Source organism: Pedobacter sp. 01N416, assembly GCF_056399685.1.
Genome location: NZ_JBFTRT010000303.1, coordinates 1 through 11,305 on the forward strand (window position 1 = coordinate 1; position 11,305 = coordinate 11,305).

Below are 11,305 nucleotides of genomic sequence, written 5' to 3' on the forward strand. Positions count from 1 at the left end.
GATTCTGGCAGTATAAAATAACCGTAAAGCCAGTTAATTAAAGATAAACCTGCAGCAATCATAAAAGGAACCCGGGTACCAAAATGGCTGAAAGCCCCACCTAAAACCGGACCTAAGATAAATCCAACACCAAATGCTGCACCAACCAGGCCGAAATTTTGCGCTCTTTTTTCTGGAGGAGAAACATCAGCAATGTATGCTTGTGCGGTTGTAAAACTTGCGCCTGTTATTCCTGCAATAATCCTTCCTACAAATAACCAAACAATAGAAGGGGCGAAAGCTAGAAAGATGTAATCGATACCTAAACCGAACAAAGAGCTTAATAATACCGGTCTTCGTCCGTACCGATCGCTCATTGCACCGATAATTGGAGAGAATATAAATTGTACTGATGCATATGCAAGGGTGAGCCAGCCACCATATTCTGCCGCTAAACCAAAGCCACCGCCAGTGAAATCCTGAATAAGTTTTGGTAAAACCGGAATGATCAACCCAAAACCCGTAAAATCGATCAGGAGGGTAACCATAATAAAACTCATTGCAGATTTCTTTCCGTTTGCCATTATATGTAATTTGAAACGCAAAAGTATCAGAATTAGTTAAGATTGTAAATTTTAGTTCTCTACAAACCTCGTAGGTTTTTGAATCTTGCGAGGTTTAGGTCCAAATATGAAATACTGTCCTCTGTATATAAACCTGATATAGCGGAAAACCCACAATGAGGTACGAACGAGGACTTGCAGCGGTAGCAGGACTACAGACCGCCACTGAAATAGAACCTCACATTTTCAAAAAAACTTTCAACCCATTTTTTTGCAAATGCTGTAAAACTCGTTAAACTGGCCCTCAATAAATTAAAATCCCATTGGGAATAAAAAACCTATAACAAAGGTCAAAACTTTTCCACAATGCCTTAATTCGGCTAAATTTTGTTAAATTCGCAAGGTTATAGTAATACCCTTTTTAATATCGTTTTAAGTAGCGAGAATAATAATTTATGGCAGAAGATTTAGAAAATCAGCAGAACGACAAAATCATTCAAATTAATATAGAGGAGCAGATGAAATCGGCCTACATTGATTACTCAATGTCGGTAATCGTATCGAGGGCTTTGCCTGATGTACGTGATGGATTGAAACCGGTACACCGCCGTGTTTTATATGGTATGCTCGATCTTGGTGTAACCAGTAATAAACCACATAAAAAATCTGCCCGTATTGTAGGGGAGGTTTTAGGTAAGTATCACCCACATGGTGATGCATCTGTATACTTTACTATGGTTCGTATGGCTCAGGATTGGAGCTTACGTTACCCAATGGTTGATGGACAAGGAAACTTTGGTCACATTGATGGTGACTCTCCGGCTGCAATGCGTTATACTGAGGCACGTTTTTCGAAAATAGCCGAAGAAATGCTTGCTGATATCAATAAAGATACTGTAGATTTTCAGTTAAACTTTGATGATACCTTACAAGAACCAACCGTTTTACCTGCAAAAATCCCGAACTTATTGGTTAACGGATCTTCTGGTATTGCGGTAGGTATGGCCACCAATATGGCACCTCACAACTTAACCGAAGTAATTGATGGTGTGGTAAGCTATATCGATAATAGAGATATTACGATCGAGGAATTGATGAAGTTTGTAAAAGCTCCGGATTTCCCTACCGGTGGTATTATTTATGGTTATACGGGGGTAAAAGAAGCTTTCGAAACAGGTCGTGGTCGTATTGTAATGCGTGCAAAAGCCGAAATCGAGAATATTAAAGACCGCGAGGTAATTATTGTTACCGAAATCCCTTACCAGGTTAACAAAGCACAGATGATTGAGCGTACTGCTGAATTGGTTGGCGAGAAAAAACTTGAAGGCATTTCGAATATTAAAGACGAATCGAACAAAGATGGTATCCGCATCGTTTATGAAATTAAACGTGATGCAAATGCTTCTATCGTTTTAAACAACTTATATAAATATACCGCATTACAAACTTCTTTCAGTGTAAATAACATTGCATTGGTAAAAGGCCGTCCACAAATGTTAAATCTTAAAGATTTGATTGTGCATTTTGTGGATCACCGCCATGATGTGATTGTTCGCCGTACCCGTTACGAATTGGCAGAAGCCGAAAAACGCGCACACATTTTAGAAGGTTATTTAATTGCTTTAGATCATTTAGATGAAGTAATTAAATTAATCCGTGCTTCCGAAACCCCTGAAGATGCCCGTTTAGGCTTGATGGAAAAATTCGGACTGAGCGATCTTCAGGCACGTGCGATTTTGGATATGACGCTTCGTCGTTTAACAGGACTAGAGCGCGATAAGATCAAAGAAGAGTATGCAGAGTTAATGAAAACCATCGAGCATTTAAAATCTATCTTAGCAGATGAAGGTTTGCGTATGCAGATCATCAAAGATGAGTTAGCAGAAATCCGTCAGAAATTTGGTGATGAGCGTAGAACAACTATCGTTCACTCAGCCGAAGACATGAGCATGGAAGATTTCATCGATGATGAAGAAGTGGTAATCACCATCTCTCACGAAGGTTACGTAAAACGTACGCCGGCAACCGAATTTAGAGCACAGGGTAGAGGCGGAAAAGGATCTAAAGGCAGTAACTCAAGAAACGAAGATTTTATTGAACACATGCTTGTGGCCACAAACCACAATTATATGCTGTTCTTTACCGAAGCCGGAAGGTGTTTCTGGTTGAGGGTTTACGAAATTCCAGAAGGTTCACGAACCAGTAAAGGAAGAGCGATCCAGAATATTATCAATATCCCGAAAGAGGAAAAAATTAAAGCCTACATTAAGGTTAAAAACCTGAAAGATCAGGAATATTTAGAGAACAATTTCATTATTATGTGTACTAAAAAAGGTACCATTAAGAAAACTTCTCTTGAAGCCTATTCACGTCCACGTGTAAATGGTATTAATGCCATCAATATTAATGATGGTGATGTATTATTGGAAGCTTGTTTAACTAACGGACAAAGCGAAATTGTAATGGCATTACGTTCTGGTAGAGCAATCCGTTTCAACGAAAGTACGGTTCGTCCGATGGGTAGAACAGCTACTGGCGTACGCGGTGTTAGGCTTGCACACGATCAGGATGAAGTTGTTGGCATGATTGCTGTAAACAATCCTGAAGTTACAGTGTTAGTAGTATCAGAAAAAGGATACGGTAAACGTACCGATATTGAAGATTACCGTGTAACTAACCGTGGTGGTAAAGGGGTAAAAACAATTAATGTTACTGAAAAAACGGGACAATTAGTTTCAATAAAAGACGTTACAGATAGCGAAGATTTGATGATCATTAACCGTTCAGGTATTGTAATCAGAATTCCGGTATCAGCATTAAGGGTAATGGGCCGTGCCACACAAGGGGTTCGTTTGATCTCGTTAAAAGGTGATGACGAAATTGCGTCAGTTACTAAAATTGATCACGAAGAAGATGAAGAAGAAACAGTAGATTTAACAGATGTAGTAGTTACTGACGGTGAAGAAGTAGAAGCAGATACTACTCCTGAGGCAGATGATACTGAAGAAGAAGGCGAAACGGAAGAAGAAAATTAACTAAAAATAAGATTAGAATAAAAATTATGAAAAGAGTATTTCTAAGTATAGTTCTAGCAGGTGCGGTAAGCTCTGCATTTGCTCAGAAAAGTGAAATAACCGCGGCAAAAAAMGACTGGGGTTTATTCCAGCTAACTTCTTCAAGTGCATCTACGCCGTTGGCGAAAAAGCTTGAAGCCTTAGCAAAAGGCTTGGCCCATACCGACAAAGCAATTGCTGATGAAAAATCTAAAGTAATGCCTGAAGCATGGTCGTACCGCGCTTTATTTGCTTCTTCTGCGGCTATTCTGGATTCAACAAGTACAGCGAATGCAGATGCAAACCTAAAAATTGCTCAGGATGCAGTTGTTGAAGCCAAGAAACTGGATACAAAAGGGAGTGAAAAAGATAATATTAATCTAGCTGAAACCAATATTAGCAACGCAGTTAGAAATGGTGGTGTAATTGCTTACAATAAAAAAGATTACAAAACTGCTTACGCAAAATTTGTTGCAGCAACAGTAATTAATCCAAACGATACCGCCATGTATCTAAATGCGGGTATTGCGGCAAGACTTAATGAGGATTATCCAAACATGATTAGCCAATTCAAAAAAGTAATCTCTTTAAATTCCCCACAGTCTAAAGATTTATATTCTGAGATTATCACAACCACGTTGGCTAAACAAAAAGATACAACAGCTGCTTTGGCCGTTATTAAAGAAGCAACTGCTAAATTCCCCGAAAATACCGACTGGATTAAAACTGAAACCCAGATTTATATTGATAGGGGTGATGCTGCCAAATCTGAGCAAATGTTGGTTGCTTTAGCTGCAAAAGAACCTAACAACCCTAACTATCAGGTTCTTTTGGGCAACATTTATTTCAGTCAGGCTTTAAAATTACAGGCCGATAGAAATAAAATCGATTCTAAAAAAGTGAAAGAGTTTAATGAAGTAACAGGCAAAATGAATGCGCTGTTAGATAAATCTCTTCCTTTTTACAAAAAAGCACTTGAGGTTGATGCCAAAAATCAAGGCGCATTAGAAACCTTGAAAACGATCTATGCTTTTAGAAATGATACTAAAAATTACGAAGATATCAAGAAACGTTTAGACGCATTGCCTAAACAATAATTTATTGATCGATCCAAAAAAAGAGCCCTGAAATTTCGGGGCTCTTTTTTTTATGTTTATTTTTATCGTTTATTACGGTTTTACCACATTATTTATATTATGCAGAATTGCCTTAAAATATCATTAACCGCTTTAATTATTAATTGATACTGATCCCAATAATGCGAATAAATTTTACGATTCAGCTGTTGAAGCTGTAGCAAAAGCCAAGTCTTTAGATCGTTATGATGATAATGGTGGCCTTATTAAAGCCTCTAATCACAATATTCTCATCAAAAAACAGGAAAAAGGTAATGAAGCTTTTTTTAATAACGATTTTAAAGAAGCATTTGCTGATTTGAAAGAAGTATGTGATAATTTCCCTGCAGATACCACATTGGCATTAAATACAGCAATTTGCGCATTAAATATTCAGTCTTACGACGAATCTTTAACCTATTTTAAACGTGCAAAAGAAAACGGAATTAGAAATCCATCGGTTTTTCAGAAAATGGCGCAGATGTATGTAGTGAAATCAGAAAATGAAACCGCTATTAAAACTTTGGAGGATGGTCTTGTGCTTAATCCGTTCAATCGCTTTTTAACAAACGATTATATTAATCTATTACTTGATACCGAGAATTATAGTAAAGCTCAGGGATTGATAGAAAACAATTTAAAAGTAGAAAAAGGAAATAAACTACTTTATTTTCTTTATGGTTACCTGCAACAGGTTGGTGGAAATAACGCTACAGCAATTTTGGCTTACGATAAAGCTTTGTCTACAGATCAAAATTATTTTGATGCATTGTACCAATTGAGTTTGGCTTACATCAATACAGCCAATGAAATCTTGAGCAAAAATGACGCTGATAAAACTGAAAAATATAAAGGCCTCATCAATCGTGCACAGTTTGCTTTGCAACGCGCAAATGAAATTAACCCGAACGATAAAAAAACTGTACAGTTGCTGATCGATATCTACACTAAAAAGGGAGTAACGAACAAAGTACAAGAGCTTAACCGTAAACTTCAAGAACTATAATTTTATTGAGTAATTTGTGAGGACAGGATGGTGTACGCCCCCTATAAGAATAGCGGAGGAAATGAACATTTTTTACAATTCATCCAGAAGGAACTCCTGCCCTATGTTAATTCGAATTATAAAACTCAACCTTACCGCATTTTAGCTGGACATTCATTTGGAGGTCTGACAGCCATTAATTGTCTGATTAATTATCCGGATATGTTTAACGCATATATTGCCGTAAGCCCATCCTTCTGGTGGGATCAGAAATTTCTTCTCAAACTTGCTGATAAAAAACTGAAAGCAGGGTCAACTTTATCAAAAACGCTTTTTTTTAGTGATGGAAATGAAGGTTCTTCACCAGGATCACCTTTTCATAAAGATGTTTTAAAATTTGATTCGCTGCTCAAAAGCCGCAATATTAAAGGATTAAATTTCGAATATGCGAGCTATCCAATTGAGAGCCACATGACAGTCCCTATTAAATCGTATTATGACGGACTTCGATTTGTCTATCGTCAATGGGTTCTTCCTCCTGTAAGTGATGAAAAGATAAATTCAGAGGCTATTATGAAACATTATAAAGGATTGTCGCAAAGGTTTGGGTATCTAATTTTGCCTGACGAAGCATATTTCAACGGCTTGGCGCAATGGTTGGTAAAAAATCCGAAAACCTTAGATAATGGCATACAGATATTGGAAATGAATACGGTCAATTATCCATCTTCGTCAAAGGCCTTCACGGCTTTGGGGGCAGCATATGCGATGAAAGGAGAAAAGCAAAATGCTATCGCTTCGTATAAAAAGGCCAGTGAATTGAATCCCAGTTCAAATGAAATTAAATTACGCTTGCAGGAGTTACAGAAATAAGATATCCCATGTACGACCACTACAGCTTTGAAGATGCTACTGCTTACCAAATTGAATTAGCCAAACAGTTAAAGTTTCAGTCACTTAACAAAATTGAAACCATTGCTGGCGCAGATATTTCTTTCAATAAAAACAGTTCGACCATGTATGCGGGAATTGTGATCTTAACTTATCCAGGAATGGTTTTAAAATCATTTGCATTAGAAACTTACGAAACCAGTTTTCCTTATAAAGCAGGGTTTTTGGGATTTAAAGAAGTTCCTGCATTATTGAAAGTTTGGGAATTGATACCCAATAAACCTAATGTTGTAGTGCTTGATGGAAACGGAATTTTGCATCCACGCCGTATGGGTGTTGCTTCGCATTTTGGAATTCTTGCTAACCAAGCCACAATTGGCTGTGCTAAAAGTCTTTTACACGGACAAAACCATCAGCCTCAAAATGTCAAATTTAGTACTGCAGAAATTAAAAATAATGCGGGCGAAATGCTTGGTTTTGCATTGAGAACAAAGCGCAATTGCGCACCTGTTTATATTTCTGCCGGACATTTAATTACGCAAGAAGAAAGTTTAAATACAATTAAAAAATCTGTTGGAAATTATCGTATCCCCGAACCAACACGCCTGGCTCATAACCTAGTAAATGATTTCAGGCTTGGCAAACTAAAAACTGGCTTTCATGAGGTGGCGCCATCTTTAACATTGTTTTAAAATGACTATATTTACGTATGAACGCTTATTTGATAATTCTCGCTATTGTCGTAATGCTTATCATGTTGATAAACATTTACGTTATTTTAGACATTTCGAAATTCCCATACAACAAGAGACGACAAAAATGGATGTGGACCAATGTGGTATTGTTCTTGCCTCTTTTTGGGTCTTTAATTTATTTTTTGGTTGGTAAAAAAATACTTAGCGAAAATTAAATCCGAAATTAATTCAAACTACAATTCTCTAAATCACCGTCCCAATTTTCTTTTTCATTGGTTAAAATTTCTAGAGAATCTATTTTACAGTTCGTAACATCCAAGCAATAAGTTAATTCATTTTTCAGGCTCGGAGCAGTTAGTTTTGCTTCAGCACTGAGTAAACCGTTTTCAAATTCTTCTTCTTGAAATTCCTTTAGGTAGACAAAATTTATGTACAAACCTGTACCGGTTGTTTTAGTAGTTTCGATCCTTATAAAATCTAAGTGTTCAGACAAATAGCCGAATTTTTCTGCATTATCTTTTATTATCGTTTTAAGTAGCAGACGCTCAAATTCTTTTAATTCGGTCATTTAGATCCAGTTAATTCCTTTTTTTAGTAGCTGCTGGGTGTTGTATTCATCAGAATTAATTTCTGGCTGAACATTATAACCCCAGTTAGCCTGTGGTGGTAAACTCATTAAAATAGATTCTATCCGTCCGTTGGTTTCTAAGCCGAATTTTGTTCCAGAGTCGTAAACTAAATTAAATTCTACATAACGACTACGGCGCTGATATTGCCATTGTTTCTGGGCTTCTGTAAACTCTTTATCGCGGTTCCTATCAATCAATTCGGTGTAAATCGGCAAAAATGTTTCGCCAATATTAATAGAAAAATCTAAAATCTGCTCCCATGATAAATTGGTGTTTTCTGGCTTCAGTCTATCATAAAAAATACCGCCGATACCACGGGTTTCTTCACGGTGTTTAATAAAGAAATAATCATCGGCATGTGTTTTAAATTTTGGATAAAAATCTCCACTGAAATCATCGCAAGCCTGCTTTAATTTATGGTGAAAAAAACGGGCATCGTTTTCGAATACGTAATGTGGTGTTAAATCGATACCACCGCCAAACCAGCGTGTTTCTTCATTAAGTTCGAAATAGCGGATATTCATGTGGATAATCGGAACCAGTGGATGGTTTGGATGAATTACAATTGAAACTCCGGTAGCAAAAAAATCATCTTCGCTTACATTAAAGGCTTTTTTTACAGCTTCGGGCAATTTACCATGCACCGCAGAGAAATTTACGCCACCTTTTTCGATAATTGCACCATTTTGCATAATCCTGGTGCGTCCGCCTCCCCCACCGTTTCTTTCCCAAAGTTCCTCTTCAAACTTTCCTTTGCCATCGGCAATTTCCAATCCCCTGCAAATTTCATCCTGAATTTGCTTATACCGTTCCGCTACTTCTTCTTTAAACATGATGGCTCTTTCTATTTCCATACAAATTTAAAGCTATTCAGGCAGCTATATTGATTTATCTTTAGATAGTACATTTTATTGACATTGTTTTTAGTCAGAAGTCGGGAGCTTATTACTCTTCTAAATAATCCAAATCTTTGTTGAAACTTTCTTTTAATTGGCTCAAACCAAACATCGCAATCAGGGTTAAGATTCCCATCACTAAATATCCGGCAGTAATTAATCCGTATTTATGGGTTAAAAATTCGAATAAGAATGTAATAGGGATTAATGCGCCCCTAACAAAATTAGGTGCAGTTGTAGTTACCGTAGCCCTAATGTTTGTGCCGAATTGTTCTGATGCAATGGTAACAAATGTGGCCCAATAACCTACAGAGAAGCCCATAAACAAGCAGATCCAGATAAAATTGCTACCCGTTAAGCCGAAACTGGTTAAATAAACAACTACACTCGCAACAGAAAGCAGGTGGAAGATAAAGACTGTTTTTTTTCTCGATTTTAATACCTGAGAGAGTAGACCCGTAACCACATCGCCTATTGCAATTCCAAAATAGGTAAACATAATGCCGGTACCAGCTTTTAGTGGCTCTGTCGCACCTAAAGCTTTACCGAATTCTGGCGCTAAGGTAACCAGGATCCCCACCACAAACCATAAAGGAATACCGATTAAGATACAATAGAGATATTTCGAAAAACGTTTCCAGTTGTTAAACAGCATAAAGATATTTCCTTTTGATACTTCTGATTGGTTAGCGGCGTGTTTAAACATGCCCGATTCGAAAGTACCAACACGTAATAAAAGCAGTACCAGGCCCATTCCGCCACCTACAAAGTATGAGGTTTGCCAGGTAAATTCGGCTGCTACAGTTGCTGCAACGGCTGCACCCAATAAACCTACAGCACCAACAATCATGGTTCCATAACCGCGTTTTTCTTTATCCATGGTTTCAGCAACCAAAGTAATCCCTGCACCAAGCTCGCCAGCTAAACCTATACCGGCAATAAACCTGATGATGGCATAACTGTTAACCGATGTGACAAAACCATTGGCAATATTGGCCAGTGAATATAAAAGGATTGAACCAAATAGAACTTTGATCCTTCCCAGTTTATCGCCCAGTATTCCCCACAAAATTCCGCCTAAAAGTAGACCGAACATCTGAGAATTGATGATCAAAAAGCCATCAGATTGCATATTTGCCTGGGAAACGCCAATTTCAGTTAAACTTTGAACACGAACAACAGAGAATAGAACAAGATCGTAAATGTCTACGAAGTAACCCAGAGCAGCTACAATAACTAAGAAAATTACATTACGGTTGTTTGCTTTTGCTTGAAGATCCATTTAATTATTTGGTTTAAACGCTGAAAGTACGCAATAACACAAATATTTAAAATAGATTTTTAAAATAAAAGCCACTCTTGTTTTAGAGTGGCTCTTACCTTCCTACATTGGAGGATTTTTTTTTGTGGTATCAGGTGGCATTTTGGTAGTGTCAGGCATTTTTTTAGAGGTTGTGTCTGGCATCTTTTTAGTCGTATCCATCATTTTTGTAGAATCCGTCGCAGTACTGTCTGAAGAACCAGCCATATTTTTAGACGAATTGCATGCTGAAGTGGCTATCATAAGAGAACCCGCAAAAGCAAGACTTAAGATTATTTTTTTCATAGTTTTTATTGTTATCTATTAACCTAACAACCTTATAATCATTTGGTTTTATTTTTTTTTATTCCATATTGGTTATTTTTCAACTATTGTATTGATTATTAATGTATTGTGAAACAAATAAATGTATTATTCATGATGAATCTTTAACTTATTCAGCAATTCTGGCGATATATTTTCAGCATATACACCATAACCATCTACCAATACTCCCTTTAAATTTCCCACATTTGATGAAATGGCATAAACAACCGAGCTATCAGCCGGGTCGGTCATTCCTTCGAAACGGTACACTTCTTCAATTTCAAATTCTTCAGGTTTCAGGAACAAATTGACTGATTTACATGCTAAACTTTCTGCCGTTAAATTGAAATCTAAATTATAACCACGACTATCTAAATCTGTTAAAGCGTCGGTAATGGTATCATAAACATGCATAATTCTAAATTACGGAAATATTACTAAAACAAGATCTTCAAAACTTTAAAAGGTGATAAAACTTTCTGATATTAGTGAATATGATTATTTCTCAAAACACCCTGAAATGGGTAATGCGTTTTTACCCACCCCTATTTTTTCAACGCATTTGGGTTCAGAAATTTGAAAATGAATTTAGAAGTTGTACGGTTAAGCTGAGCAAGAGTTTTTTGAATAAAAATTATAACGGTTCTATTTTTGGTGGTACTATTTATGCAGCAACAGATCCGTTTTATGCCTTATTGTTCGATCAGTTAATGCAGCGCCGAGGCTTTAAAGTCCGTGTTTGGCTAAAAAGCGCTTCTATACAATATTTAAAGCCTGGTCGTTCTACATTATACTTTACCATAACCGTAACTGATGAGATGTTGAACGAAGCAGAGCACGCACTAAAAACCGTTGGAAAGTTTGTAAAGGCC

General features: G+C 37.0%; 13 protein-coding genes. 7 read left to right on the forward strand and 6 right to left on the reverse strand.

Features of this window, described 5'->3' with window-relative positions:
• On the reverse strand, positions 1 to 563 hold a 563-nt coding region (locus AC1DND_RS16705; RefSeq protein WP_477583296.1), incomplete at its 3' end, for an MFS transporter.
• A gap of 434 nt (positions 564 to 997) precedes the next feature.
• On the opposite strand from AC1DND_RS16705, the gene gyrA reads away from it, so the two are divergent.
• From gyrA to AC1DND_RS16735, 6 genes are all read left to right on the forward strand, one after another.
• A complete protein-coding gene (gyrA, locus tag AC1DND_RS16710) occupies positions 998 to 3,577 on the forward strand; it encodes a DNA gyrase subunit A (RefSeq protein ID WP_477583298.1) in 2,580 nt (859 codons plus the stop codon).
• 26 nt (positions 3,578 to 3,603) lie between these two features.
• Entirely contained in the window at positions 3,604 to 4,692 is a 1,089-nt protein-coding gene (locus AC1DND_RS16715) for a tetratricopeptide repeat protein (protein ID WP_477583300.1), read from the forward strand.
• A 271-nt stretch (positions 4,693 to 4,963) separates the two neighbouring features.
• Positions 4,964 to 5,716, forward strand: a complete 753-nt coding sequence (locus AC1DND_RS16720; RefSeq protein ID WP_477583314.1) for a tetratricopeptide repeat protein — start codon at positions 4,964 to 4,966, stop codon at positions 5,714 to 5,716.
• Between the two features lie 27 nt (positions 5,717 to 5,743).
• Positions 5,744 to 6,568 (forward strand): alpha/beta hydrolase, encoded by an 825-nt coding sequence (locus tag AC1DND_RS16725; protein WP_477583302.1) that lies wholly within the window; start codon positions 5,744 to 5,746, stop codon positions 6,566 to 6,568.
• An 8-nt stretch (positions 6,569 to 6,576) separates the two neighbouring features.
• The gene (locus tag AC1DND_RS16730; protein ID WP_477583304.1) at positions 6,577 to 7,278 is read left to right on the forward strand and encodes an endonuclease V; all 702 of its coding nucleotides are present in this window, start codon (positions 6,577 to 6,579) and stop codon (positions 7,276 to 7,278) included.
• A 62-nt stretch (positions 7,279 to 7,340) separates the two neighbouring features.
• Positions 7,341 to 7,496, forward strand: a complete 156-nt coding sequence (locus tag AC1DND_RS16735; RefSeq protein WP_477583316.1) for a PLDc N-terminal domain-containing protein — start codon at positions 7,341 to 7,343, stop codon at positions 7,494 to 7,496.
• 8 nt (positions 7,497 to 7,504) lie between these two features.
• On the opposite strand, the gene AC1DND_RS16740 is transcribed toward AC1DND_RS16735, so the two are convergent.
• The 5 genes from AC1DND_RS16740 to AC1DND_RS16760 all read right to left on the reverse strand — a co-directional run bounded on the left by AC1DND_RS16740 (position 7,505) and on the right by AC1DND_RS16760 (position 10,847).
• Positions 7,505 to 7,849 (reverse strand): hypothetical protein, encoded by a 345-nt coding sequence (locus AC1DND_RS16740; protein ID WP_477583306.1) that lies wholly within the window; start codon positions 7,847 to 7,849, stop codon positions 7,505 to 7,507.
• Entirely contained in the window at positions 7,850 to 8,764 is a 915-nt protein-coding gene (gene hemF, locus AC1DND_RS16745) for an oxygen-dependent coproporphyrinogen oxidase (RefSeq protein WP_477583308.1), read from the reverse strand.
• Between the two features lie 91 nt (positions 8,765 to 8,855).
• Positions 8,856 to 10,088, reverse strand: a complete 1,233-nt coding sequence (locus AC1DND_RS16750) for an MFS transporter (protein WP_477583310.1) — start codon at positions 10,086 to 10,088, stop codon at positions 8,856 to 8,858.
• 102 nt (positions 10,089 to 10,190) lie between these two features.
• Positions 10,191 to 10,412 carry a coproporphyrinogen III oxidase gene (locus AC1DND_RS16755; RefSeq protein ID WP_215128697.1) on the reverse strand — a complete coding sequence of 74 codons (222 nt, stop codon included), beginning with the start codon at positions 10,410 to 10,412 and terminating at the stop codon, positions 10,191 to 10,193.
• 126 nt (positions 10,413 to 10,538) lie between these two features.
• The gene (locus AC1DND_RS16760; protein WP_477583312.1) at positions 10,539 to 10,847 is read right to left on the reverse strand and encodes a phosphoribosylpyrophosphate synthetase; all 309 of its coding nucleotides are present in this window, start codon (positions 10,845 to 10,847) and stop codon (positions 10,539 to 10,541) included.
• An 80-nt stretch (positions 10,848 to 10,927) separates the two neighbouring features.
• Between AC1DND_RS16760 and AC1DND_RS16765 the strand changes: the two genes are divergently transcribed.
• Positions 10,928 to 11,305: DUF4442 domain-containing protein (locus AC1DND_RS16765; RefSeq protein WP_477583317.1), on the forward strand; the 378-nt coding region annotated here is incomplete at its 3' end.

Excerpts from the sequence above, each read along its gene's own strand:
- AC1DND_RS16730 (WP_477583304.1), top strand. The coding sequence starts at position 6,577 with ATGTACGACCACTACAGCTTTGAAGATGCTACTGCTTACCAAATTGAA.
- AC1DND_RS16755 (WP_215128697.1), bottom strand. The coding sequence starts at position 10,412 with ATGAAAAAAATAATCTTAAGTCTTGCTTTTGCGGGTTCTCTTATGATA.
- AC1DND_RS16750 (WP_477583310.1), bottom strand. The coding sequence starts at position 10,088 with ATGGATCTTCAAGCAAAAGCAAACAACCGTAATGTAATTTTCTTAGTT.
- AC1DND_RS16725 (WP_477583302.1), top strand. The coding sequence starts at position 5,744 with ATGGTGTACGCCCCCTATAAGAATAGCGGAGGAAATGAACATTTTTTA.
- AC1DND_RS16735 (WP_477583316.1), top strand. The coding sequence starts at position 7,341 with ATGTTGATAAACATTTACGTTATTTTAGACATTTCGAAATTCCCATAC.
- AC1DND_RS16740 (WP_477583306.1), bottom strand. The coding sequence starts at position 7,849 with ATGACCGAATTAAAAGAATTTGAGCGTCTGCTACTTAAAACGATAATA.
- AC1DND_RS16760 (WP_477583312.1), bottom strand. The coding sequence starts at position 10,847 with ATGCATGTTTATGATACCATTACCGACGCTTTAACAGATTTAGATAGT.
- gyrA (WP_477583298.1), top strand. The coding sequence starts at position 998 with ATGGCAGAAGATTTAGAAAATCAGCAGAACGACAAAATCATTCAAATT.
- hemF (WP_477583308.1), bottom strand. The coding sequence starts at position 8,764 with ATGGAAATAGAAAGAGCCATCATGTTTAAAGAAGAAGTAGCGGAACGG.